Here is a 23,720-nt window from a genome sequence, read left to right as displayed (position 1 = left end):
GCGGACCGGCCGTAAACATCAGTTAGAAAGTATGGAGACAGTCTTTCGGATGATCCAGCCCTAAAATCAACCCACTACCGCCGCCAGATTTCAGGATTGAACAGTGCGATCAGGGCAAGTGTCTCCAACCGCCCCAGCACCATCGCAGCCCCAAGCACGGCCTTGGCCGCATCCGGTAGACCAGCATAACTGATCGGCGTCTCTGCCCCCACGATGGCCAGCGGTCCGGTGGTCGACAACGCCGCCACCGTCAGCACCATCGTGGTTTCGAACTGGACCCCCGTCAGGGCCAGCAGCAACATCACCGCTGCAATCGACAGCGCGAACAACATGAAGAATACCCATGAAATATAGGCCCCCTGACGTCGGATCGTGCGGGCCTCGCGCCCGCCACCACCGACCGATGACGGATGCAGCAGGCGTTCGACCTCGCGTTCGGAATGGCGGAACAGCGCATAGACGCGCAGCAGTTTCACGCCGCCCGCCGTGGTCGCTGCACCGCCACCGATCAGAGCGATCCCCACCAGGAACAGACCCGGGGTTTCCAGACCGGACCAATCTGCCGCGCCGTCCCAGAACCGCGATTCGAACCCCGTGGTCGTCAGGAATGAAGTGACCGTAAAAATACTGCCCCAGAGTGACGAAAACAGCGCGGGCAGCGTCGAAGTCGTCCCCTCCTCGATGCTGCCCAGCCAATGGCGCAGGAAAAGCATTGCCGTAACGCCCGCGACCAGAATCAGTGCCATATGCACCTCGGGGTCACGGGCCAGCCGCGCATCACTATCCCCGAACATGCCCCGCGAAAACGTCAGGCGCGAAATGGCAAAGGCAAAGAAGCAGAAAATCAGCAGCTCACCCCAGAATCCCGACACGGCATAATAGACGCCGCCAATCGGTGAAATCCCGGATGTCGATAGCACCGACATCGCGTGGCACAGCGCGATATAGGGCACTTCACCCAGCAGCACCAAACCGATCCACAACACAAAGGTCAGGCCGACATAGATGGGGGCGAGCGTGGCCGTATGCCGGGCCAGCCGGTCCTGTAGCCGCGCCACCTCACCGATCTGACTATAGCGGCCCGCCGTAAACTGCGCCGATCCGCCAGCGGTCCGTACCTCGAACCCGCCCAGATTCATCGGCGCAAAGATGGCGACAGCCACGATCCAGGTCAGCATGCCGCCCAGCCAGCCGACAGTCGCACGCCACAGATGCAGCGATGGCGGCAGACGCCCGGCATTTTCGTACAGCGTCGCACCCGTCGTCGTGAACGACGACACCATCTCGAACCAGGCGTCGCTGAACCGGATGTTTTCACCCGCCTCGTAGAACGGGACGGCGAACATGATCGGCAACAACCCAAAGGCCAGCACGAGCGTCATCAACTGACTGAGGGCGGCATTGCGCGGCACCCGCCCGGATGTCGCAAGCCCCGCCAGCAGCGTCAGCGTCAATCCCAGCAGTGATGCATAGAAAAACGTCTGCATGACGCGCGTGGCACCCAACGCCGTCGCATGGATCGCCGGCACCAGCATGGCAACCGATCCGATCCCCATCAGCAGCACGAAAAAAGGCAGGGACCGAATAATTGCCATCAGAAAAAGTCGATCGACACCTGCAACAGGCGCTCGACCTCTGGCACATCGTTCGCCATTGCAAAGATCGCGACCAGATCACCGTCATCAATGCGTGTATCGGCGACCGGTTTGATCATCTTGCCATTCTTGGAGATACCGCTGACCACGGCCCCCTCGGGGAACTGGATATCGCGGATCTTTTGACCTGCCATCGGCGATGTGGACAACACCTGCGCTTCGATCAATTCAGCCTCGGCATCGCCGATCGAATAGACCCCCCGCACCCGCCCGTGGCGTACGTGCCGCAGGATCGACGACACGGTTGTCGACCGCGGGTTGATCCAGGCATCCACGTCCAATGGCCCCATCAGGGGCACCAGCGTGGGATCGTTGACCAGACAGATCGACATCTTGCAGCCCATCTCCTTGGACCGGACCGATGCCAGCAGGTTCACCTTGTCATCGTCAGTCACCGCCAGAACCGCATCCGCTGTCGCGATACCCGCCTCGTCCAGCAGTGCTGCATCCAGACCGTCGCCATGCAGCACGATGGTGCGATCCAGCGCATCCGCCGCTGCCTCTGCCGCCTCGCGCGTCCGTTCGATCATGCGCACCCGCAGGCGTTCGGTCTTGGCCTCGAGCGCGCGTGCGACGGCCAGACCGACATTGCCGCCACCGATGATGACGATGCGTTGCTGTCGGGTCTGATGTTTGCCGAAAATCTCCAGCGTTCGGTTCACGTCATCCGTATGCGTGAAAATATAGGCGTCATCCCCGGCAAACAGCTGATCCTTGGCCGAGGGCACGAACATCACGCCATCGCGCCGTACCCCCACCACGATCGCCCGCAACGTCGAAAACAGGTCGGTCAGTTGGCGCAACGGCGTATTCACCACCGGGCAGTCCGCCTCGATCGAAATACCCATCAAGGTGCCCTGATCGTTCAAGAATTGTTCGGTGTCGAATGACGCAGGCGAGGCCAGCCGTTGCAGCGCCGCCGCTGCCACCTCTTTTTCGGGGCTGATGACCACGTCGATCGGCAAATGATCGCGCCGGTACAGGTCGGAATAGATCGCATCCAGATAGCTTTGCGACCGCAGACGCGCGATCTTGCGGCGGATCGAAAACACGGAATGCGCCACCTGACAGGTGACCATGTTCACCTCGTCGGAATGGGTCGCAGCGATGATCATGTCAGCGTCGCGCGCCCCTGCCCGTTCCAGAATGTCGGGATAGCTGGCAAAGCCGCTGATGCCCTGCACATCCAGACTGTCTGTCGCGCGCCGCACCAGTTCGGGATTGTTGTCCACAACCGTCACGTCGTTCTGTTCGCCCGCCAGATGCCGGGCGATTTGCCAGCCGACCTGACCAGCCCCGCAGATGATGACCTTCATCGATGTTCTCCTGCCGACCTACGCTCCAGTGACATGGCCGGTGCCGCGCGTCAATTCACGCGCCTTCTTCGACATAGGCCACGCGTGCGCCCGCCTTGTTCGCCGTCGCGACACCCAGCGACTTGAGCTTGCGGTGCAACGCGCTGCGTTCCATCCCGACAAAGCTGGCAGTACGGCTGATGTTCCCACCGAAACGGTTGATCTGGGTCAGCAGATATTCGCGTTCAAACAATTCGCGCGCCTCGCGCAGCGGCAATGTCGCAAGCCCGCCAGACAGCACGATCCGTCCCTCGGTCGCAGGCGCCTCCTCAGAGCTGGGCAATTCCTTGGCACCGATGGGATGGTTGCCTTCGCCCAGGATCAGCACGCGTTCCACGACGTTTTTCAACTGACGGACGTTGCCCGGCCACAGCATCGTCTGCAACAGCGCGCGCGCATCCTCGGCCAGTTCCCGCAGCGGCAGACCCTGCGCCTTGTTCAGTTGCGCGATGAAATATTCGGCCAGCGTGGGGATATCCTCGCGGCGTTCTTCCAGGCTGGGCACCTCGATCGGAACAACGTTCAGACGGTGGAACAATTCCTGACGGAACAGTCCCTGTTCGATCAGTTTTGGCAAATCGCGGTTCGTGGAAGAGATGAAACGCAGATCGACCTGCACTTTTTCGGTGCCGCCGACGCGCTGGAACGATTGATCCACCAGAACCCGCAGCATCTTGGCCTGTGTGCCCATCGGCATCTCGGCCACTTCGTCCAGGTAGATGATCCCGCCGTTGGCTTGTTCCAGCAGACCCTTTTCAATGCCCTTGCCGGCACTTTCACGGCCGAACAAGGCTTCTTCCATGTGGTCTGGCTCAACGCTGGCGGAATTGATCGTGACAAAGGGTGCGCCCGCCCGGTTGGAATTGGCATGGATATAGCGCGCGGCGATTTCCTTGCCGGCACCGGCGGGCCCGGTCAGCATCACGCGGCCGTTGGATTTGGTCACCTTGTCCAGCTGCGCCTTCATGGCGCGGAACGCCGCACTGTCACCCAGCATGTCGGCCGGGGCGCTCTCGCCGCGCTTGAGTTCGACATTCTCGCGCCGCAGACGGCTGGTTTCCATCGCGCGCCGGATCACGACCATCAACTGGTCGATGTTAAAGGGCTTCTCGATGAAATCGTAGGCCCCCTGCTTGATGGCCGCGACCGCAATCTCGATGTTGCCATGCCCGGAAATGATGACGATCGGCACCTCCGGATAATCACGTTTTACGGTTTTCAGAATATCGATCCCGTCCATGTTGGAATCCTTGAGCCAGATATCCAAAATCATCAGCGCCGGCGTTTCCTTGGCGATTTCGGCCATGCATTGATCGGAATTCGCAGCCAACCGCGTGGTGAAACCCTCATCCTCGAGGATATCGCCGATCAGTTCCCGGATGTCGCGTTCGTCGTCGGTGATCAGAATGTCGCCCATAGTCAAAACCTCATGCTGGAATTTTGTTGGCCGCAACCCCGACAGGGGCCAACGGCAGTTCAATCACGGCACAGGCCCCCACGTGGGTGTCCGTGCCAAAAGGTTCGGCATCCACGAGTTGCAGCGTGCCGCCGTGTTCTTCGATGATCTTGCGCACGATGGGCAGGCCCAGGCCCGTCCCCTTGTCGCGCGTCGTCACATAGGGTTCGAACAGTCGCGCGCGGTCCTGCGGCAGACCGATCCCGTTGTCGGAAATCGTGATCCGCACACCATGATCCCCCACAACCATCGCAACCCGGATCAGTGGGTCGGCAACCGGCATACCCTGCTGTTCGGCGCGGGTTTCGATCGCCTCGCCTGCGTTCTTGATCAGATTGGTCAGCGCCTGCCCGATCATCGTCTGGTCGATATCCGTCAGAACCGGCTGCGCTGGCGTATCCGCGATGATCCTGACGTCCGGCTGACCTGCTTCTTGCAGCGTCACCACATCGCGCAACAGTGCCGACAGGTCCGAAACAGCCAGTTCGGGTTCGGGCATGCGGGCAAATTTCGAAAATTCATCGACGATGCGGCGCAGATCGTTGGTCTGACGCACGATCACATCGGTCATCTGGTTCAGTTTGTCGGTATCTGCGACCTCTGCCGCGAACTTGCGCTTGATGCGCTCGGCCGACAGCTGGATTGGCGTCAGCGGGTTCTTGATCTCGTGGGCGATGCGCCGGGCGACATCACCCCAGGCGGCCATGCGCTGTGCGCTGACCAGATCGGTCACATCGTCGAACGCGACCACGTAGCCATCCAGCGCCCCGTCATTGCCGGCACGCGGTGCCATGCGGACCAGCAGGCTTTCTTGTTTGCCACTGCGCACGAGGTTGACCTGTTCCTGCACAAAGGGCCGGCCATCGGCGCGCAGTTTCTCGAACAATGACCCGAATTCGGGCACGGCCACCGACAGCGCGGTCGTGGTCTGGCCACGCCCGACATTCAGCAACCGCACGGCAGAGGGGTTCACGAAACTGATCCGGCCATCCGCGTCCAGACCGACCACGCCGGATGTGACCGATGACAGCACGGAATCGAACAGGCGGTTGCTGCCGACCAGATCGTCGCGCTGCGTTTTCAGCCGACTGGTCATCTGGTTGAAATAATGCCCCAACTGGCTGATCTCGTCGTCGCCGTCATCCTCGATCACGCGCACGTCCAGATCACCGGCCCCCACCCGCTGCGAGGCCGTGACAAGCCGCCCCACAGGTCGCGACAGGCGTTCTGCAAACCACAGCCCCAGCCATGTCGCCGCAAGGATCAGGATCACCGCAAATCCCAGATACAATCCACCGAACTGGAACAGCAACGCACCCCTGTCGCGTTCCAGCTGTTCATACAAGGCGACCGTCGCCTCGGTTTCGTCCAGCAGCGCCAGGATTTCCCCATCGACGGGACGGGTCACCAGCAGGAAACGATCTGGAAAGGTTTCAACCGACAAAAGCGCGCGAAATTCATTGTTTGCCGCATCTTCGATCACGACGGCACCGCTGTTGCGGGCCTTGTCGAAATCAGTCGGATCGGGGCGTTCATAGTTGAAATCATACGACCCGCCGCCGCGCGTCATGATATCCCCTGCCCCGTTCAGGAAAAACACCTCGGACAATCCCCGGTCGATTTGCGGCTGCACGACGGCAATGGCCTGCCGCACGTCACCGTCATTCATAAAGAAATTGGCCTGCCGCTCGGTATTGAGGTATGCCGCAAGCGCATTGCCATCGCGCAGCACCTCTGATCGTTCTTCTTCTTCGTAGGCCTGCGCGGTCGACAGCGATGTGCCCAGGACGTTCTGCACCCGCTCTGAAAACCAGCCTTCGAACCCCAGATTGATGGACAGCACCGCAAAAACGGCGACCAATACCGTCGGTATCAATGCAAGTGCCACGAAAACGCCCGTCAGGCGCAGGTGCAGACGCGATCCTGCCGACTGGTTGCGGCGCGCCACGATCAGATAGAACACCCGGCTCAGCACGAGCCCTGCGACGATGATGATGTAAACAAGGTCAGCCAGCAGCACCAGACGCAGGACCGGCGAGGCGGATCCGGCATCCAGCGGACTGCGCAGGATCAGAAACGTCACGACAGCCAGCACCGGGCCCAGAACAACCAACCCCAGGGTCGTGAAATTCTGGACGGCACGCTGCCGCCGCCAGCGCTTGATACGCTGGTAATTCAAGCTCAACCGGGACCGCTGCACGCGAATTGCCCTGTCCATTGCGACGGGAGTGACCCCGCCAATACCGCCGTTTTATGTGGTCCTTGCCGTCGGATGTTCCGTCGGGGCCACGCTTATGTTGCGGTTTTACATCAATTTGCGGCGGCGTGTCACCTGAATATCGAGGTCCGTGATCTTCTTTCTGAGTGTATTGCGGTTGATGCCCAGCAAATCAGCACATTTCGCCTGATTTCCAGCAGTCGCGTCGAGGGCGATTTCGATCAGCGGGGCCTCCACCTCGCGCAGAATGCGGTTATACAGACCCGGCGGTGGCAGCATGCCGCCGTGCAGGTCGAAATAGCGTTTCAGGTGGCGTGCAACGGCGCTCGACAACTTGTCCGTATCGCCACCGCGCAGCGGCTCCATTGCGGGCTGGTTGCCCAGCACCGCCTCGACCTCGGTCTTGCTGATTTCTTCGCCGGCGGCAGTAAACACCAGACGCCGCACCGTATTTTCCAACTGGCGCACGTTGCCGGGCCAACTGTAGGTGCGCACCAGTGCCGTGGCCGCATCCGAAATGCGCCGCAACGGGCCGCCATCGCGTTCCGCCTTGGCGAGGAAATGCTCTGCCAGCAGCGGGATGTCATCGACCCGTTCCCGCAGGGACGGCACGGCAATCGTCACCCCGGACAGGCGATAGAACAGATCGTCGCGGAACGCGCCTGCCTCGATCTTGCTGCCCAGATCGGTCTGCGATGTCGCCATGATGCGCGGTGCGCTATCACCCAATTGGTCCAGCATGCGCACGATCCGCCCCTGCGCCTGCGCATCCATATCCCCGATTTCATCGAACAGGATGGATCCGCCCCGCGCACGCGACAGCACCGATTGCGGCCCGTCCACGCCGTCCAGGTCGGCCCCGCCCACCGTGACGAATGGCAACGACCTGCGGTCAGAAAAATCGTGGATCGCACGTGCGATCAGCGATTTTCCGGTGCCGCTTTCGCCCGTGATCAGGACGGGCATGGTTGTATTCATGACCCGTGCGACCAGCTTGTACAGGGCCTGCATCGCGGGGGTCCGGCCCACCAGCGGCAAATCCGATTGTTCACTCGACGCTTCGCGCCGAACCGGCTGCGATGTGCGCTTGACCTCCAGCGCGCGGGCCGCGCGTTTCATCAGGTCCGGCAGATCGAACGGTTTCGGCAGATAGTCGTAGGCGTCAGCCTCTGCCGCCTGGATCGCGGTCATGATGGTGTTCTGTGCCGAAATCACGATGACCGGCAAACCGGGACGCAATTCCGCGATCTTGGGCAATTGATCCAGCCCGTTTCCGTCGGGCATGACCACATCAGAAATCACCAGATCGCCCTTGCCCTCTTCGACCCAGCGCATCAGCGTCACCAGCGACGATGTCGCATGCACCTTGCAGCCAGCACGGGTCAAGGCTTGCGTCAGGACCGTGCGGATCGTGCGGTCATCATCCGCAACCAGAATCGTGCCATCCATCAGTCGTCTCCGTCGTCTGTGTCTGCGCGTGGCAGGGAAATCCGAAATACCGTCCGGCCCGGGGCGCTATCGACTGTGATCCAGCCACCGCCGTCCTGAATGAGTTTGCTGACCAGTGCGAGCCCCAGACCGGTGCCGTTTTCACGCCCGGAAACAAAGGGTTCGAACACGTTGCTGGCGATATCGGGCGGCAGGCCCGGCCCGTCGTCGATCACCTCGATCTGCAAGGGCAGCCGCGCATGCGATCCATCGGCCTGCAACACCCGCAGGCTTGCATCATAGAATGTCCGCAGCGTGATCTTGCCGCCCGGACCACCCGCCTCTGCGGCGTTCTTGATCAGGTTCTGGAAAATCTGCTGCAACTGATCCGCATCGGCCAGCGCACGCGGCAAGGACGGGTCATAATCCGTGACAAACATCATATGCGCGCCAAAGCCGACCGAGGCGGACTGACGCGCCCGGTCCAGCGTGTCGTGGATGTTGATGGACTTGCGGCTGGGCTGGCGCAGGTTACCGAACTGTTCGACCTGCTCCAGCAGTTTCACGATGCGGCGCGATTCCGCGACGATCAGGTCCGTCAGCTCCTGGTCTTCGGGCGACAGGCCCATCGACAGCAATTGCGCGGCACCCGTGATCCCCGCCAGCGGGTTCTTGATTTCATGCGCCAGCATTTCCGCCATGCCGATGGCCGATCGCGCCGCCTTGCCGGTCACCGTGTTCTGCACGAGGCGCGACACGATCTGCTGTGGGCTGATGATCATGATCATCACGCCGTCACGGTTTTGCAGCGGCGAAAACTGCAGATTGCAATGCTGCGGCGCGCTCATGCCCGAGCCCACGAAAACATCATTGATGAACAGGGATGTCTGCTGTTCCCGCGCCCGTTCAAACGGACCATCCAGGGGTGAATCGATCAGGACCTTTTCCCAGACGACCTGATTTTTCAGCGCCTTTTCCGATAGGTTCAGAAAACTCTCTGCCGCAGGATTGGATTCCAGGATGCGGTCATTGGCATCCAGCAACAGCGCGGGCGTCGGCAGCGACACCCACAGGGCGATATCCTCGATCATGCGGCCACCGGTGCGGTCCGGGACATCGCATCCGGGATCAGCGACAGAACGGTCTGGGGCGATGCTGCCGTCAGCACCGCGTGCCGCAGTCCCGACAAGGTGCCAGCCGTATCCATATACCACCCCAGATGCTTGCGTGCGACACGCAGGCCCAATGTCATGCCATAAAACCTCAACATCGCCTCGTAATGCCTTGAAACCAAATCAATAAATTCAGCTTGATCCGGCGACTTTGGCACCGGTGCACCGGACATGCGCGCTGCAATCTGGGCCAGCACCCAGGGCCGGCCCTGCGCCCCGCGTCCGATCATCACACCGTCAGCGCCAGATTGGTCCAGCGCCTGAACGGCCGTGGCATGATCCACGATGTCGCCATTGGCGATCACCGGGATATCAACAGCCTCGCGCACGGCACGGATCGCGGCCCAATCGGCACGCCCCTTGTAGAACTGGCAGCGGGTCCGGCCGTGGATCGTGACAAGCTGGATGCCTGCATTTTGCGCCCGCCGCGCCACATCGGCCGCGTTCAGACTGTCGTCATCCCAGCCCAGACGCGTCTTGAGCGTGACAGGCACATCCACCGCCGCGACGACCGCCTCGATCAGGCGCAAGGCATGATCGGGTTCACGCAACAGGGCCGACCCCGACATGCCGCCCACGACCTTTTTCGCAGGACAGCCCATGTTGATGTCAATCAGCGCCGCCCCGTTTGCGGCAACCATGCGCGCGGCCTCGGCCATCCAATACGGATCGCGCCCCGCCAGTTGCACCGCAGTCGCCCGCTGGTCGAACCCCAGCTCAGCACGGTCACGCACGCTTGCCTTGTCCTGTACCATTTCTTGCGATGCGACCATTTCCGACACGACCCAGGACGCGCCGAACCCCGCCACGACCTGACGGAACGGCAAATCCGTGATCCCCGCCAACGGCGCAAGAGCGACCGCCGGGCGGTCGGTCAAAGGTAGGTTTGCCGCAGCATTCATCGTTTGCCTAAAGCCTGTGCGTTACGTCCGAACATGTGTCTACCTACGCGGCGCAGGCCCGGACGCCAAGGCCAGTGCACTATCTACACGCATATCGCCCAAATTTTAGGCACACCTGCGGGCACTTGCGCGGACCCTGTCCGTTCAATAGTCACTTTGTAGACGCGCAAAGTGAGTATGACCGCCGATGCCAGGAACCGCCGCCATCATCGTTGCAGCCGGACGTGGACTTCGCGCGGGCGGCGGTGTGCCGAAACAATGGCGTGATCTGGCGGGGGTTCCCGTGTTGGAACGGACCGTCAAGGTCTTTGCCACACACCCGATGATCGACGAGGTCGTCGTCGTCCTGCACCCTGATGACATGGACCGTTGCGCGACACTGGGCGTGGTCTGCGCAACCGGCGGTGCCACGCGCCAGGCCTCTGTTCTGGCAGGGCTTCTTGCCACGCAGGCCGACCGCGTGCTGATCCATGATGCCGCCCGCCCCTTGGTGCGGGCCGCGCTGATCGACCGGGTCTGCACGGCACTGGACAGCCAGGTCGGTGCCGCCCCCGCGATAGCCGTCACCGACGCGCTCTGGCGTGGCGACGCCATCGTGACAGGTTTGCAGGACCGCACGGGTCTGCATCGCGCACAGACGCCGCAGGGGTTCGACCGCGCGGCCATCCTGGCTGCACATCGGGCGGGCCCCTCTGATGCCGCGGATGATGTGGCCGTGGCCCTTGCCGCCGGGCTGGACGTCGCCATCGTCGCGGGCGATGAAGACAACATCAAGATCACGCATGCGGACGACTTTGCCCGCGCCGCACAACTGCTGGAGATGCGCATGGATGTCAGATTGGGCAACGGCTATGACGTGCACCGGTTCGGACCGGGCGACCATGTCATGCTGTGCGGTGTGAAACTGCCGTTTGACCGCGGGCTACAGGGGCATTCCGATGCCGATGTGGGCATGCACGCGGTCACGGATGCGATCTATGGCGCATTGGGTCAAGGCGACATCGGCGTGCATTTCCCCCCGACCGATCCGCAATGGAAAGGTGCTGAAAGCCATATTTTCCTGCGGCACGCGGCCCAAATGGCCCGCGACATGGGATTTGCCATTTCAAACGTCGATTGCACGCTGGTGTGCGAATTCCCCAAGGTCGGGCCGCATCAGGCTGCCATGCGCGCTGCCATGGCAGGCATTTTGGGCATCGCCCCCGACCGGGTCAGCGTCAAGGCGACAACCTCGGAACGGTTGGGGTTCACCGGGCGGGGCGAAGGTATCGCAGCCCTTGCCACCGCCGCACTGGTGTCCGCATGACCCGCCTGATCGCTACATTTTTCTACGTGGGCTATCTGCGCCCCGCCCCCGGCACCTGGGGATCGCTGGCGGCACTGCCAACGGGCCTTGCCTTGATGATGCTCGGCGGCCCCTGGTTGCTGGTTGCGGGCACCGCCGCAATCTTTGGCGCGGGATGGTGGGCAACCGCCCGGATGATCGCAGGTCAGGCGAACCATGATCCTTCTGAAATCGTCGCGGACGAGGTTGCGGGCCAGTGGATCGCGCTCTGGCCACTGGCCTTTGGTGCCGCCAACGCAGGCGCGGCCTATACCGCGCTTTGGCCCGGCTGGTTGGCGGCGTTCCTGCTGTTTCGCCTGTTCGACATCACAAAATGGGGCCCAGTCGGTTGGGCTGACAGACGCGGTGACGCGTTGGGGGTGATGCTGGATGATGTGATTGCCGGCCTGTTCGCAGCCCTGGGCGTCGTCATCCTTGCAGGGCTGTTCCACGCCGTGCTGATGGCATGAACGACGCAGCGCATCTCATTGATCTTGCAAAGGAACGGGGCATCATGATCGCCCTGGCCGAGAGCTGCACCGGCGGATTGATCTCTGCGGCATTAACCGCAGTGCCCGGCAGTTCGGCCGTCTTTGACCGTGGCTTTGTCACCTACACCAATGCGGCCAAACAGGCGATGCTGGGTGTCCGTTCCGCGACGCTGGATGCGTATGGTGCGGTGTCGGAACAGGTTGCCTGCGAAATGGCCAGCGGCGCATTGGCGCGGTCACAGGCGGCAATCACGCTGTCGGTCACGGGGATCGCAGGCCCCGGCGGGTCGGACCACAAACCCGAAGGCCGCGTGTGTTTCGGGATCGCCACACAGGCGGGCACGTTCAGCGAAACCCGCGAATTCGGGGCAATCGGGCGGGATGCGGTCCGCGCGGCCACCGTCGCCCACGGATTGAGCCTGCTGTCACAGGCCATCATTCAATTTCCGCCGCATTCTTAGGCGTTCCGCCAAAAAAGCGCGCCAAATAAGCGCAGTTCGAGAAACGCCCATTTATTTTGCGGCATACACGGCAGTTGCCACTTTCTTTACCGCCACGAATCCGGCCTCTGGGCCGAAATTTTCGTGAGGAGAAAACAGATGAACGGAGCGGATACCGCTTGGATCATGGTGGCAACAGCGCTGGTGCTGTTCATGACACTACCCGGACTGGCCTTGTTTTACGGAGGCCTCGTGCGGGCGCGCAACGTGCTCAGCGTGTTCATGCATTGCTATGCAATTGCCTGTTTGATGAGCATTCTTTGGTTTGCCTTTGGTTATTCCATCGCGTTCGGGGGCGGCGCGACCGGCTATTGGGGCGGTCTGGACAAACTGTTCCTGGCGGGCATCGACGCGGACAGCCTGGCCGGCAGCCTGCCGGAAATCCTGTTCTTTGCGTTTCAGATGACCTTTGCGATCATCACCCCTGCCCTGATCGTCGGTGCCTATGTCGAACGGATCGGGTTCGGATTCGTGCTGCTGTTTTCCGGTCTGTGGATGCTGCTGTGCTATGCGCCTGTCGTGCATTGGGTCTGGGGCGGCGGGATGCTGGCCGACGGCGGGATCTTTGGCGACACCGGGGTGCGCGATTTTGCGGGCGGCATCGTCGTCCATGAAACCGCAGGTCTGGCCGCATTGATTCTGGCCGTGATGCTGGGCGCGCGCAAGGATCGCAGCAAGCCGCCGCACAATCCCGGTCTGGTGATGATCGGTGCGGCGATGCTGTGGGTCGGCTGGTTCGGATTCAACGGTGGCAGCCAGTTGGCCGCTGACGGTGGTGCAGCCATGGCGATCACCGTCACGCATCTGTCCGCAGCCGCCGCATCGCTGACCTGGGCCCTGTGGGAACGGATCAAGTTCGGTCGCGCCTCGCTGGTGGGCCTCGTGACCGGCACCATCGCAGGTCTGGCCAGCATCACACCCGCCTCCGGGTTTGTCGGCCCGGTCGAGGCGCTGATCATCGGTGGTGTCGCGGGCATCCTGTGCCAAGAGGCCGTCGCCCTGATCCGCACCAAACTGTCGATTGACGACACATTGGACGTCTTCGCCGTTCACGGCGTCGGTGGCATCTTTGGCACCATCATGATCGCGGTCTTTGGCGCAGGCACTTGGGCCGCACAGCTGGGATCACTGGCCATCGTCGGTGTCTGGACCACCGTCGTGACCGTGGCGCTGATCTACATCTGCCGCGCCGTGACACAGTTCCGCGTGTCCGAGGAAACCGAAATCACCGGGCTGGACCTGACCACCCACGGTGAACGCGCCTACGATCTGAACACCTGAACGCAAAACGGGGGCCGCAGGGCCCCCGTTTCACGTCCGAAATCACGTCATGCGGTGCCGTATAGCGCCGCTGCACGCCGTTCGAACGCCTTGACGATGGTCTGCATCGCCTGATTGAAAAACATGCCCGCCGCCCCCTGAAGCAGGCGATTTTTGAATTCGAAATCGACGTGGAAATGCACCTTGCAGCCCTCTGGTGCATCCGAAAATTCCCAACGAGAATTCAGATGCTTGAACGGGCCGTCAATATATTGCGTGTCGATCGCCTTTTGCGCGGGCCACAGTGTGACGCGGCTGCCAAAGGTTTCGCGGAATACTTTGAAACTGACCACTAGATCCGCCAGAATCTCGACCCGGTCATCGAACGTGGTGCGGTCGCGCAGGCGCGCCGCCGCTGTCCAGGGCAGGAATTTCGGGTAGCTTTCGACATCGGCGACAAGATCGAACATCTGCTGCGGTGTATAGGGCAGAACCCGTGTCTCGTCGTGAACTGGCATTGGTGACTTTCGGTTGTGTGACTATACCACTGAATGTCGTATGTAGGCCCCTGAAATCAACCCCGGTGCGACAGGTGACCCCATGAGCCAACCCTATGTCATTGACCAGATGATCAGCGCAAAAGCGATTGCCGCGCGAATCGAGGCGCTGGCCGATGAAATCCAGACCACGTTCGCAGGCACGGACAAACTGCTGGTCGTGGGCCTGCTGCGTGGATCATTCGTATTCATCGCCGATCTGGTGCGCGAACTGGATCTGCCGGTCGAGGTCGATTTCATCGAGGCCAGCAGCTATGGCGACGGCATGGAAAGCAGCCGCGAGGTGCGAATCCTCAAGGATCTGCGCGGCACCGTCGAAGGTCGCGATGTGCTGATCGTCGAGGATATCGTCGACACGGGCCATACCCTTGCCCGGGTGACGGATTTCGTCATGGCACGGAATCCGGCCCGTCTGAAAACGATTGCCTTGTTGGACAAACCCGCCCGTCGCGAGGTCGATTTCAAGGCCGACATGATCGGGTTTGAAATCCCGGACGCCTTTGTCGTGGGCTACGGCATCGACTACGCGCAGCGTAATCGCAACCTGCCCTATATCGGCTGCGTGCGGTTCACATCATGAACCCGCGCTGGCTGCTGAACGCCAGTCGCTGGGCGCGCAATCCGCCATCGGCCAAGCGGGTCTGGCTGGGCCTTGCGGTGATTGCGATCTGTCTTGCGCTGGCAGGGGCCGAACACCTGTTCGGCCTGAGTGTGGAGGCGGACCCGGCAGGTCCGCGCCCCATCACGCAACCCTAGCCCAGTTTGGCCAGCCGCGCCGCCTGAAGCCTAGCGAAATCATCGCCCGCGTGATAGCTGGACCGCGTCAGAGGCGAGGCCGATACCATCAGGAACCCCTTGCCGAACGCGGCCTTCTCGTAGGCTGCGAACTCTTCTGGGGTCACGAAACGATCAACGCGGTGGTGCTTGGGCGTCGGTTGCAGATACTGACCGATTGTCAGGAAATCGATGTCAGCGGCGCGCATGTCCTCCATTACCTGGATGACAGCCTGACGGTCCTCGCCCAACCCGACCATGATACCGGATTTGGTGAACATGGTGGGGTCCAGCTCCTTGACCCGCTGCAACAGACGCAGGCTGTGGAAATATCGCGCACCGGGCCGCACCTCGGGGTAGAGGCCGGGCACGGTTTCAAGGTTGTGGTTGAACACATCCGGTTTCGCCGCGACCACGACCTCCAGCGCCTCTGGAGCACAGCGAATGAAATCGGGCGTCAGGATTTCGATTGTCGTGCCCGGGGCCTGACGGCGCACGGCACGGATGGTCTGCGCGAAATGCTCTGCCCCGCCATCCGCGACGTCGTCACGGTCAACGGACGTGATCACGACGTGTTTCAGACCCAGTTTCTTGACCGCATCCGCGACGCGGCCCGGCTCGAACACATCCAGCGCCTCGGGCGGTTTGCCTGTCGCGATATTGCAGAACGTACAGGCGCGGGTGCAAACCTCGCCCATGATCATCATGGTGGCGTGGCCCTGACTCCAGCATTCGCCGACGTTGGGGCAACCCGCTTCTTCGCAGACCGTCGTCAGCTTGTGGGTGCGCATGATATCGCGCGTGGTCTTGTACCCCTCGGACGTCGGTGCCTTGACCCTGATCCAGTCCGGTTTCTTGGGCTGGACGTTGTCGGGTCGCTTGGCCTTTTCAGGATGCCGCTGAGCCGGAATTTTCAGGTCGCGCATGATGACCGCCTTGGTTCGCCATTGGTTCCCTTGCACTTAGGCGCTTGCGCAGCAAAAGTCCATGAACCCGCCGCGCAGTCCCGCCATGCACATCGGCGCCTAGCCTATCATGGGTGACTGTTTGCCGTTAGCACTGTCATAGTGACGCATCAGGCGTTGCAAGGCGATGCGCAGCACGATCTTGCCCGACCGCGAGGACCAGCCCATCGCACGCTCGGTCACTTCCAGGCCTTCCAGCAGACAGCAACACCGCAGGACCGCGTCCTGCAATCCCGGCCCCAGGTCATCCAGCGCATCCGTCACCCGTTTCCGCGCGGCCAGGGCACCCCGCGCCAATGACCTGCGCGGTTCAAGCGAAAGTGCGGCGCGCCAGTCTTCAGTCACGTCCGGGCCTGCGTCAGCGACGACGAAATCCTCTCGCAGACGCTCTCCGGCCTGCACCAGTTCACGCGACAGGAATGGTTTTCCCGCCTTGTCGCGCCGGCGTGACAGCCCCATCAGCGGCGTTTCGGTCGCGATGAACCGTGATGCGATCTGCCGTCCGTTGGGGGCAATCCAGTCCGCATGCCCCGCTGCCGCATCCGCAAACCCCTGCGCCCGGTTTTCGTCACGCGCCGTCAATCGGCGCAATTCGGCCCGGCCCGTCGATGTCACGAAATAACGCGCAATCCGTGCGCCCGGATCGGCGCAGGAAATCCAGTTCTGCAACGCAAAGGCCTGTGCCAATTCAGCCGCAACCACAGCCGTGCGCAGCGTTTCACCCTCTGCGTCCTCTCTGACGATCACCGCGCTGTCCATGTCACGGGCCACGGCCATGACCGCACCGGGTTCGCACAGACGTCGCAGGATATGACCCGCCTCACGTTCCATGCGCGCCTTGCTCAGGGTGCGCGACGGCATCGCCGCGATCGGCGACATGGGCGTGATCGAAGATGCCTTTTGTTCGAGATGCGCATCTGTTTCGGACAACGCACGCAAGGCCGCGTCAACCAGCGGATCGTCACGACGCGCCTCGCAATTGCGCACCTGCCGCAGGATCGTTGACGGATGAACCGCCCGTTTGCGCGCCAGTGCACGAATGGACCGTCCCTTGGTCGTGTGGGCAATATAGTCTTGGACTGGCGACGGCACCCAGTCCGCATCATTTGCGTTTTGTGTTGAATTCATCGTTGCGCCCCCTTCCCGGCTACGCAGGTTTGACCAAGGCCAACCTGTCTATTTCGAACAACCTATGAGTGTCTAATTAACTAGACGTTAATATTAACACACTCGTAACTTTCTGCTCTGAAAGGATTTATTTTCACCTGAGGGATCGCGCGATGAAATCGGCTGCGGCGCAACACCGCCCAAGATTGTGAAAAACTGACATCCATTGCGAGACGAAAATGCAAAGGATGACACGATGCTCGATCTTCACACACAGATACGCAGGCTCAATCGACCACAGCTTTTGGTGCGCGCTGCACGCTTTGCGCTGACCGATTATCAACGGGGTCGCGACCTGTCGCGTTTGCTCGACGGGCGGGTGCCGGCGACGCCCGGTCCGACGTTGATGATCCTGATGGAACGAGAGGCCGAAATGGATGCTGCCCGCCGCGCGCAATCCTACGATTACCGGATCGGCGATCACATCACCGCGTTATGTGCCATCATGTCAGAGGCGCGCGACCTTGCAGCAACGCGCCCCAGCCCGGTGCCACCCCCTACATAAAGCTGTCGGGCATCGACGCCTTCTTGTCGGCGACATAGGCACGCAGCCGTGCCTCGATCTCGGGATCGAGGGGCGGCTGCCGGTATGTGTCCAGCAGACGTTTGACCCGCGCACTGGCCAGGGCCTGCGTGTCGCGCGCGCCCTCCTCGTCCCAGGTCTCGAATGGCTTGTAGTCCAGCAGTTCTGACCGCCAGAACGCGGATTTGAAATTCTGTTGCGTATGCGCGCAGCCCAGAAAATGGCCACCCGGTCCGACCTCGGCGATGGCATCCATGGCCTGCCCGTTTTCGGACATGTCCACGCCCTTTGCGAAATGGTGCAATGCCCCCAACTGGTCGGCATCCATCACGAATTTCTCAAAACTGGCAACCAGACCGCCTTCCAGCCAACCACAGGCGTGCAACATGAAATTCACGCCGGACAGCAGGCCCATGTTCAGGCTGTTCGCCGATTCATAGGCGGCCTGTGCATCGGGCAGTTTCGACCCGCAGAACGATCCCGCCGACCGGTATGGCAGATTCAGACGCCGCGCGAGCTGACCCACACCGTAGGTGATATGGCTGGCCTCTGGCGTGCCAAAGGTCGGTGCGCCCGAGTTCATGTCGATCGAGGTCACAAAGGCCCCCATCACCACCGGCGATCCGGGCCGGACAAGCTGGGAATAGGCAATGCCGGCCAGCGCCTCTGCCAATACCTGCGTCAGCGTCCCCGCCACCGAGGTCGGTGCCATCGCACCGCCCACGATGAACGGACTGATGATGCTGGCCTGATTGTTGGCGGCAAAAACCTCCAGCGCGCCCATCATCACCGAATCGAATGTCAGCGGGCTGTTGATATTGATCAGTGACGTCATCACCGTGTTGTTCTGCACGAAGTCCGCGCCGAACAGGATGTTGCACATGTCGATGGAATCCTGTGCGCGGCTGGGTTCTGTCACCGACCCCATGAACGGCTTGTCCGACAGAATCATATGCGCCAGCAGCATATCCAGATGCCGCTTGTTGACCGGAATGTCGGTGGGTTCGCAGACCGTTCCGCCGGAATGGTGCAACCATTTCGACATATAGCCCAGCTTTACGAATTTCTCGAAATCATCCAGCGTCGCATATCGGCGGCCACCCTCTGCGTCGCGCACAAATGGCGGGCCGTAAACCGGGGCCAGCACCAGATTCTTGCCGCCGACGACGACGGACCGTTCAGGGTTGCGGGCATGCTGGGTGTATTCCGACGGGGCCGTGCTGCACAGCTTGCGTGCCAGACCGCGGGGAATCCGCACGCGTTCACCCTCGATCTGCGCACCCGCAGCGCGCCAACGCTCCAGCGCCGCCGGGTTATCGACGAAATTCACACCGATCTCGGCCAGAACCGTTTCGGCGTTACGCTCGATGACCTCCAACGCCTCTTCGGTCAGAACCTCGTAGTTGGGGATGTTGCGTTCGATATACCTTGCGGTTTCGACGCTGAAGGCAGTGCGTTCCGCACGCCGGGCGGCCCCACCGCCACCACGGGCCCTGCGGCTGGGGGAAATTGTTTCTGTCATGTCGGGCCTCATCAAGCTTGCGTTGGCCCTTCATACGCCGGCAAATCATGTCGGGCGGGGTGACAAACGCCATGCCGCGCACGAAAGCGACATTGCAGCGCCGCCTGTGACAGCATAATCAGACCCCATGGATATGATTGAACATGAACGCCTGTTGATCGTCGACTTTGGCAGCCAGGTCACCCAGCTGATCGCCCGCCGGCTGCGCGAGTTGAACGTCTACTGCGAAATTCACCCCTACCAGAACGTCACGGACGCTTTTCTGGCTGATTTTGCCCCCCGCGCCGTGATTTTTTCCGGCGGACCGGACAGCGTGACCCGGCCGGGATCACCCCGACCGCCCAAGTCAATCTACGACCTTGGCGTGCCAATTCTGGGCATCTGCTATGGCCAGCAGGTCATGATGCAGGATCTGGGCGGCCACGTTGAGGGTGGCAAGATTTCGGGCGGTGGTGGCACTGCCGAATTCGGCCGCGCATTCGTGACGCCCACGGGTCGTCTTGACCTGCTGGATGGCTGGTTCACCGAAGATCGTGAACAGGTCTGGATGAGCCACGGCGACCATGTCGCCAAGATCGCACCGGGGTTCGAGGTCTACGGCACCTCCCCCAATGCACCCTTCGCCATCACCGCCGATGCCGCACGCCATTTCTATGCCGTGCAATTCCACCCGGAGGTGCACCACACCCCCAACGGCGCAAAGCTGTACGAGAACTTTGTGCGGCTGGCCGGGTTCAGCGGCGACTGGACGATGGAAGCCTACCGCGAACAGGCCATTGCGGCGATCCGCGAACAGGTGGGCGACAAACAGGTCATCTGCGCATTGTCCGGCGGCGTCGACAGCTCTGTCACCGCGATCCTGATCCACGAGGCGATCGGCGACCAACTGACCTGCGTCTTTGTCGACCACGGGCTGCTGCGTCAGGGCGAGGCCGAACAGGTCGTCACGATGTTCCGTGACAACTACAACCTCAACCTGATCCATGCCGACGAATCAGATCTGTTCCTGGGCAAACTCGATGGCGTCAGCGACCCCGAGACCAAGCGCAAGATCATCGGCGGGTTGTTCATCGACGTGTTTCAGAAATACGCCGACGGCATTCAGGGCGCGGAATTCCTGGCCCAGGGCACGCTGTATCCCGACGTGATCGAATCGGTCAGCTTTTCCGGCGGCCCGTCTGTCACCATCAAGAGCCACCACAACGTCGGTGGCCTGCCCGAAAAGATGGGTCTGAAACTGGTCGAACCCCTGCGCGAGCTGTTCAAGGACGAGGTCCGCGCACTGGGCGTCGAACTGGGTCTGCCGCCGTCGTTCATCGGACGCCACCCCTTTCCCGGCCCCGGCCTTGCGATTCGCTGCCCCGGTGAAATCACCCGTGAAAAGCTGGAAATCCTGCGCAAGGCAGATGCGGTCTATATCGACCAGATCCGCAAGCACGGCCTCTATGACGAAATCTGGCAGGCTTTTGTCGCGATCCTGCCGGTGCGCACCGTCGGCGTGATGGGCGACGGACGCACCTATGACTTTGCCTGCGCCCTGCGCGCGGTGACATCGGTCGACGGCATGACCGCGGATTACTACCCGTTTACCCACGATTTCCTGGGCGAAACCGCGACGCGTATCATCAACGAGGTGCCGGGCATCAACCGCGTTACCTATGACATCACCAGCAAACCTCCGGGCACGATCGAGTGGGAATGATCCACCTGACGGGGGCAATGACCTGCCCGCCTGACCGCCGTGATGCGGTCCGGGCGGCCTTGCCTGCGCATATCGCGCTGACCCGTCAGGAAACCGGCTGCATCACATTCGACGTGGCCGAAACCACTCCGGGCGTTTTCACGGTGTCTGAAACCTTTGCGGATCAGGCCGCATTCGACACCCATCAGCAACGCGCTGGCGCGAGCGAATGGGCAGAGGTGACGGCCGGTCTGCCACGCAATTACACGGTGACCAAGGGATGAACCCGACCCTGCGCGCTGGTTTGTGGATGATCGGTGCCATCGGGTCTTTTACATCCATGGCCGTTGCAGGCCGCCAGATCAGCTTTGCCCTCGATACCTTTGAAATCATGCTGTTTCGCAGCCTGCTGGGTATCATCATCGTGGTCACGGTTGCAGGTTTCGCAGGCACGTTGAACCAGATCGACAGGCGTGATCTGCACCTGCACGGGATGCGCAACCTTGCGCATTTCACCGGCCAGAACCTGTGGTTCTTTGCCGTCGCCAGCATCCCGCTGGCACAGGTCTTTGCATTGGAATTCACGACCCCGATCTGGGTGCTGTTGTTGTCACCGCTCTTGCTGGGCGAACGCATCACGCAGGCGGGCGTCATCGCGGCCATCATGGGATTCCTGGGCATTCTGATCGTCACCCGTCCGGGCACGATCCCGCTGACACCCGGTCTGGCAGCCGCCGCGGCCTGTGCAATATTTTTCGCCCTGACCGCGATCTTTACCCGGCGGCTGACCCGGCGGCACAGTATAACCTGCATCCTGTTTTACCTGACCGTCATGCAGGCCGTCTTTGGCATCATCTGCGCCGGTTGGGACATGGACATCGCCATGCCCAATGCCGCGACCCTGCCATGGCTGGTCGTGATCGGATGCGCGGGCCTGCTTGCGCATTTTTGCCTCACGAACGCCTTGTCGCTGGCGACCGCAACGATCGTCATGCCGATGGATTTCGCCCGGTTGCCGACCATCGCGATCATCGGTGCACTGGTTTATGCAGAACCCCTAGACCCGTGGTTATTCCTGGGTGCAGCGTTCATCATCGCGGGCAATTACATCAACCTGCGCCGCAAGGCAGCCGCCTGAACCGTCCCCCGCGTCAATCAAGTCACATGGACAAATGTGACGTCTGTGTAACGTAAGGTCAAACATTGACCGAATCGTAAACGCTTCCCAGACATGAACGAATGCAACTAATTTCATGGATGGGATGGAGACATGAAACTTTCACTATCGACGGCCGCAGCACTGATGCTGACGACCGCCGCATCTGCCGGCGGTATCGACCGTACGCTCAACAATTACGCAGTCCTGTTCGAAGATGGAAACTACGTTGAATTGGGTTTTGCGACCGTGCGCCCGGACGTATCGGGCGACTACCCGACAACCGCGCCGATCTTTGAAGGCGGACCCAGCGTTTTCAACGGTGGCAGCACCGGTGGCATGGCCGAGGACTATTCCACCGCATCGCTGTCCCTGAAATACGCGCTGAACGAAAAACTGGACCTGGGCCTGTTCCTGAACCAGCCCTTTGGTGCCAACGCATTCTACCCCGACGGTGACTACACCGGTCTGGCCGCAGAATGGGATTCGTCGCAAATCGCGCTGGTTCTGAAATATCAGGCAACGCCGAACATCAGCGTCTACGGTGGTCTGCGCAGCATCGAGAGCCAGGCCAACATCGTGATCCCCAACAAACTGGTCGCACTGAACACGGTCGTGCCCCAGTCCGCAGCGCAGGCCACTGCCGCACAGGCACAGGGTGCAGCAGCCCAGGCACAGGGTGCACAGGCGCAGGCGCTGGGTGCTCAGGCACAAGCTTTGGGTGCTCAGGCACTGGACATTCAGAACAACCAGATCCCCGCGGCCATTGCGGCCCAGCAGGATCCGACGCCATTGATCGCACAGGCTCAGGCCCTTGGTGGGCAGGCTCAGGCATTGGGCGCGCAGGCGCAGGCACTGGGTGCCGATGCACAAGCCCAAGGTGCAGCAGCGACGGCGCTGGGTGATCAGGCCCTTGCAGGTTTTGCTGCCGGCTTTGGCGGTGATCCCATCGATGGTCCGTACTCCTATACGGCCACCACCGAAAAAGACCGCGCCACCAGCTACCTTGTCGGTGTCGCATACGAGCGTCCCGAAATCGCGCTGCGCGTCGCACTGACCTACGAGGCAGGCTATACGCATTCCTTCGTCACCACCGAAAACGTGGATGCGCTGCCCGCCGCACAGCTGACCAGCACAACCGACATCGAAATGCCGGATGTGTTCACGCTGGATTTCCAGTCCGGTGTTGCAGCTGACACGCTGGTGTTCGGTTCGATCCGCCACGCAAAATGGTCCGATTGGGAGGTCCGCCCCGCAGGCTATCAGGCCATCACCGGCGACCGCGTGACGGGTATCGACGACGACGTGACCACCTACCGTCTGGGTGTCGGCCGTCGGATCAACGACCAGTTCTCGGCATTTGCCCGCGTGACCTATGAAAAAGGCAACGATGACGTGCTGTCGCGCCTTGCGCCCACGGACGGTTCCACCGCGTTCGGCATCGGTGGCACCTACACCAATGACGCCTTCAAGATCACGGGCGGCATCGAATACGTGACCTTTGGTGACGGCCTCGACAGCGCGGACGAGACGCTGGCCACCAACTTCAGCGATAACAAGGCCATCGCTGTTGGTCTGTCGGTCGGCTATCGTTTCTGATCGCACAAGCGTCCG

Annotated in this window: 22 protein-coding genes; 11 read left to right on the top strand and 11 right to left on the bottom strand. The window is 61.5% G+C overall.

What is annotated here, in order from left to right; genetic code table 11:
* Positions 1-74: 74 nt before the first annotated feature.
* The 7 genes from AN189_RS04315 to dusB form a co-directional block, all read right to left on the bottom strand.
* Positions 75-1,595, bottom strand: coding sequence for a TrkH family potassium uptake protein (locus tag AN189_RS04315; protein WP_056031570.1), 1,521 nt, complete (start codon positions 1,593-1,595; stop codon positions 75-77).
* Positions 1,595-2,971, bottom strand: a complete 1,377-nt coding sequence (trkA, locus tag AN189_RS04310; RefSeq protein ID WP_056031567.1) for a Trk system potassium transporter TrkA — start codon at positions 2,969-2,971, stop codon at positions 1,595-1,597. Before trkA ends, AN189_RS04315 begins: the two co-directional genes overlap by 1 nt.
* Before the next feature lie 55 nt (positions 2,972-3,026).
* Positions 3,027-4,427, bottom strand: a complete 1,401-nt coding sequence (locus tag AN189_RS04305) for a sigma-54 dependent transcriptional regulator (RefSeq protein ID WP_056031564.1) — start codon at positions 4,425-4,427, stop codon at positions 3,027-3,029.
* 10 nt (positions 4,428-4,437) lie between these two features.
* Complete coding sequence (locus AN189_RS04300; RefSeq protein ID WP_056031561.1) at positions 4,438-6,684, bottom strand: PAS domain-containing sensor histidine kinase; 2,247 nt, start codon at positions 6,682-6,684, stop codon at positions 4,438-4,440.
* Between the two features lie 87 nt (positions 6,685-6,771).
* The gene (locus AN189_RS04295) at positions 6,772-8,133 is read right to left on the bottom strand and encodes a response regulator (RefSeq protein ID WP_056031558.1); all 1,362 of its coding nucleotides are present in this window, start codon (positions 8,131-8,133) and stop codon (positions 6,772-6,774) included.
* A complete protein-coding gene (locus tag AN189_RS04290) occupies positions 8,133-9,203 on the bottom strand; it encodes a nitrogen regulation protein NR(II) (RefSeq protein ID WP_056031552.1) in 1,071 nt (356 codons plus the stop codon). Before AN189_RS04290 ends, AN189_RS04295 begins: the two co-directional genes overlap by 1 nt.
* Positions 9,200-10,186: a tRNA dihydrouridine synthase DusB gene (dusB, locus tag AN189_RS04285; protein ID WP_056031545.1), complete on the bottom strand. Its 987-nt coding sequence runs from the start codon at positions 10,184-10,186 to the stop codon at positions 9,200-9,202. The genes AN189_RS04290 and dusB overlap by 4 nt, the downstream gene beginning before the upstream one ends.
* 187 nt (positions 10,187-10,373) lie before the next feature.
* Here dusB and AN189_RS04280 point away from each other — a divergent pair, with 187 nt between their 5' ends.
* The 4 genes from AN189_RS04280 to AN189_RS04265 all read left to right on the top strand — a co-directional run bounded on the left by AN189_RS04280 (position 10,374) and on the right by AN189_RS04265 (position 13,782).
* The gene (locus tag AN189_RS04280; protein WP_056031543.1) at positions 10,374-11,492 is read left to right on the top strand and encodes a bifunctional 2-C-methyl-D-erythritol 4-phosphate cytidylyltransferase/2-C-methyl-D-erythritol 2,4-cyclodiphosphate synthase; all 1,119 of its coding nucleotides are present in this window, start codon (positions 10,374-10,376) and stop codon (positions 11,490-11,492) included.
* Positions 11,489-11,980: a phosphatidylglycerophosphatase A gene (locus tag AN189_RS04275; RefSeq protein WP_056031540.1), complete on the top strand. Its 492-nt coding sequence runs from the start codon at positions 11,489-11,491 to the stop codon at positions 11,978-11,980. The genes AN189_RS04280 and AN189_RS04275 overlap by 4 nt, the downstream gene beginning before the upstream one ends.
* Positions 11,977-12,462 (top strand): CinA family protein, encoded by a 486-nt coding sequence (locus AN189_RS04270; RefSeq protein ID WP_056031537.1) that lies wholly within the window; start codon positions 11,977-11,979, stop codon positions 12,460-12,462. The genes AN189_RS04275 and AN189_RS04270 overlap by 4 nt, the downstream gene beginning before the upstream one ends.
* 138 nt (positions 12,463-12,600) lie before the next feature.
* Positions 12,601-13,782, top strand: a complete 1,182-nt coding sequence (locus tag AN189_RS04265) for an ammonium transporter (RefSeq protein ID WP_056031534.1) — start codon at positions 12,601-12,603, stop codon at positions 13,780-13,782.
* Between the two features lie 47 nt (positions 13,783-13,829).
* Here the strand turns inward: AN189_RS04265 and AN189_RS04260 are convergent, their stop codons facing one another.
* Complete coding sequence (locus AN189_RS04260; protein ID WP_056031531.1) at positions 13,830-14,279, bottom strand: type II toxin-antitoxin system RatA family toxin; 450 nt, start codon at positions 14,277-14,279, stop codon at positions 13,830-13,832.
* Between the two features lie 82 nt (positions 14,280-14,361).
* Between AN189_RS04260 and hpt the strand changes: the two genes are divergently transcribed.
* Both hpt and AN189_RS04250 read left to right on the top strand, forming a co-directional pair.
* Positions 14,362-14,898: a hypoxanthine phosphoribosyltransferase gene (hpt, locus tag AN189_RS04255; protein WP_056031527.1), complete on the top strand. Its 537-nt coding sequence runs from the start codon at positions 14,362-14,364 to the stop codon at positions 14,896-14,898.
* A complete protein-coding gene (locus AN189_RS04250) occupies positions 14,895-15,074 on the top strand; it encodes a hypothetical protein (protein WP_056031524.1) in 180 nt (59 codons plus the stop codon). Before hpt ends, AN189_RS04250 begins: the two co-directional genes overlap by 4 nt.
* Here the strand turns inward: AN189_RS04250 and lipA are convergent.
* The gene (lipA, locus tag AN189_RS04245; RefSeq protein ID WP_056031521.1) at positions 15,071-16,018 is read right to left on the bottom strand and encodes a lipoyl synthase; all 948 of its coding nucleotides are present in this window, start codon (positions 16,016-16,018) and stop codon (positions 15,071-15,073) included. The two genes, AN189_RS04250 and lipA, sit on opposite strands and share 4 nt — an antisense overlap.
* Before the next feature lie 99 nt (positions 16,019-16,117).
* Entirely contained in the window at positions 16,118-17,185 is a 1,068-nt protein-coding gene (locus AN189_RS04240) for a DUF6456 domain-containing protein (protein WP_056031519.1), read from the bottom strand.
* A 235-nt stretch (positions 17,186-17,420) separates the two neighbouring features.
* On the opposite strand from AN189_RS04240, the gene AN189_RS04235 reads away from it, so the two are divergent.
* Positions 17,421-17,729, top strand: coding sequence for a DUF6477 family protein (locus tag AN189_RS04235; RefSeq protein ID WP_157057375.1), 309 nt, complete (start codon positions 17,421-17,423; stop codon positions 17,727-17,729).
* On the opposite strand, the gene AN189_RS04230 is transcribed toward AN189_RS04235, so the two are convergent.
* A complete protein-coding gene (locus AN189_RS04230; protein ID WP_056031513.1) occupies positions 17,722-19,269 on the bottom strand; it encodes a trimethylamine methyltransferase family protein in 1,548 nt (515 codons plus the stop codon). The two genes, AN189_RS04235 and AN189_RS04230, sit on opposite strands and share 8 nt — an antisense overlap.
* 127 nt (positions 19,270-19,396) lie before the next feature.
* Here AN189_RS04230 and guaA point away from each other — a divergent pair, with 127 nt between their 5' ends.
* The 4 genes from guaA (at position 19,397) to AN189_RS04210 (ending at position 23,705) form a co-directional block, all read left to right on the top strand.
* Positions 19,397-20,971 carry a glutamine-hydrolyzing GMP synthase gene (gene guaA / locus AN189_RS04225; RefSeq protein ID WP_056031510.1) on the top strand — a complete coding sequence of 525 codons (1,575 nt, stop codon included), beginning with the start codon at positions 19,397-19,399 and terminating at the stop codon, positions 20,969-20,971.
* A 17-nt stretch (positions 20,972-20,988) separates the two neighbouring features.
* Positions 20,989-21,234, top strand: a complete 246-nt coding sequence (locus AN189_RS04220) for a putative quinol monooxygenase (protein WP_253279547.1) — start codon at positions 20,989-20,991, stop codon at positions 21,232-21,234.
* Positions 21,231-22,088, top strand: coding sequence for a DMT family transporter (locus AN189_RS04215; RefSeq protein WP_056031505.1), 858 nt, complete (start codon positions 21,231-21,233; stop codon positions 22,086-22,088). Before AN189_RS04220 ends, AN189_RS04215 begins: the two co-directional genes overlap by 4 nt.
* Positions 22,089-22,220: 132 nt before the next feature.
* Positions 22,221-23,705 (top strand): hypothetical protein, encoded by a 1,485-nt coding sequence (locus AN189_RS04210; protein WP_056031503.1) that lies wholly within the window; start codon positions 22,221-22,223, stop codon positions 23,703-23,705.
* Positions 23,706-23,720: the final 15 nt, after the last annotated feature.

Origin of the sequence: Loktanella sp. 3ANDIMAR09 (assembly GCF_001420005.1) — a bacterium.
In the GTDB taxonomy this organism is placed as follows: domain Bacteria; phylum Pseudomonadota; class Alphaproteobacteria; order Rhodobacterales; family Rhodobacteraceae; genus Loktanella.
The sequence above is the reverse complement of the archived record's forward strand: the minus strand, read 5'-3'. Positions and strand labels throughout refer to the sequence as shown.

Excerpts from the sequence above, each read along its gene's own strand:
- AN189_RS04315 (WP_056031570.1), bottom strand. The coding sequence starts at position 1,595 with ATGGCAATTATTCGGTCCCTGCCTTTTTTCGTGCTGCTGATGGGGATC.
- trkA (WP_056031567.1), bottom strand. The coding sequence starts at position 2,971 with ATGAAGGTCATCATCTGCGGGGCTGGTCAGGTCGGCTGGCAAATCGCC.
- AN189_RS04305 (WP_056031564.1), bottom strand. The coding sequence starts at position 4,427 with ATGGGCGACATTCTGATCACCGACGACGAACGCGACATCCGGGAACTG.
- AN189_RS04300 (WP_056031561.1), bottom strand. The coding sequence starts at position 6,684 with ATGGACAGGGCAATTCGCGTGCAGCGGTCCCGGTTGAGCTTGAATTAC.
- AN189_RS04295 (WP_056031558.1), bottom strand. The coding sequence starts at position 8,133 with ATGGATGGCACGATTCTGGTTGCGGATGATGACCGCACGATCCGCACG.
- AN189_RS04290 (WP_056031552.1), bottom strand. The coding sequence starts at position 9,203 with ATGATCGAGGATATCGCCCTGTGGGTGTCGCTGCCGACGCCCGCGCTG.
- dusB (WP_056031545.1), bottom strand. The coding sequence starts at position 10,186 with ATGAATGCTGCGGCAAACCTACCTTTGACCGACCGCCCGGCGGTCGCT.
- AN189_RS04280 (WP_056031543.1), top strand. The coding sequence starts at position 10,374 with ATGCCAGGAACCGCCGCCATCATCGTTGCAGCCGGACGTGGACTTCGC.
- AN189_RS04275 (WP_056031540.1), top strand. The coding sequence starts at position 11,489 with ATGACCCGCCTGATCGCTACATTTTTCTACGTGGGCTATCTGCGCCCC.
- AN189_RS04270 (WP_056031537.1), top strand. The coding sequence starts at position 11,977 with ATGAACGACGCAGCGCATCTCATTGATCTTGCAAAGGAACGGGGCATC.
- AN189_RS04265 (WP_056031534.1), top strand. The coding sequence starts at position 12,601 with ATGAACGGAGCGGATACCGCTTGGATCATGGTGGCAACAGCGCTGGTG.
- AN189_RS04260 (WP_056031531.1), bottom strand. The coding sequence starts at position 14,279 with ATGCCAGTTCACGACGAGACACGGGTTCTGCCCTATACACCGCAGCAG.
- hpt (WP_056031527.1), top strand. The coding sequence starts at position 14,362 with ATGAGCCAACCCTATGTCATTGACCAGATGATCAGCGCAAAAGCGATT.
- AN189_RS04250 (WP_056031524.1), top strand. The coding sequence starts at position 14,895 with ATGAACCCGCGCTGGCTGCTGAACGCCAGTCGCTGGGCGCGCAATCCG.
- lipA (WP_056031521.1), bottom strand. The coding sequence starts at position 16,018 with ATGCGCGACCTGAAAATTCCGGCTCAGCGGCATCCTGAAAAGGCCAAG.
- AN189_RS04240 (WP_056031519.1), bottom strand. The coding sequence starts at position 17,185 with ATGAATTCAACACAAAACGCAAATGATGCGGACTGGGTGCCGTCGCCA.
- AN189_RS04235 (WP_157057375.1), top strand. The coding sequence starts at position 17,421 with ATGCTCGATCTTCACACACAGATACGCAGGCTCAATCGACCACAGCTT.
- AN189_RS04230 (WP_056031513.1), bottom strand. The coding sequence starts at position 19,269 with ATGACAGAAACAATTTCCCCCAGCCGCAGGGCCCGTGGTGGCGGTGGG.
- guaA (WP_056031510.1), top strand. The coding sequence starts at position 19,397 with ATGGATATGATTGAACATGAACGCCTGTTGATCGTCGACTTTGGCAGC.
- AN189_RS04220 (WP_253279547.1), top strand. The coding sequence starts at position 20,989 with ATGACCTGCCCGCCTGACCGCCGTGATGCGGTCCGGGCGGCCTTGCCT.
- AN189_RS04215 (WP_056031505.1), top strand. The coding sequence starts at position 21,231 with ATGAACCCGACCCTGCGCGCTGGTTTGTGGATGATCGGTGCCATCGGG.
- AN189_RS04210 (WP_056031503.1), top strand. The coding sequence starts at position 22,221 with ATGAAACTTTCACTATCGACGGCCGCAGCACTGATGCTGACGACCGCC.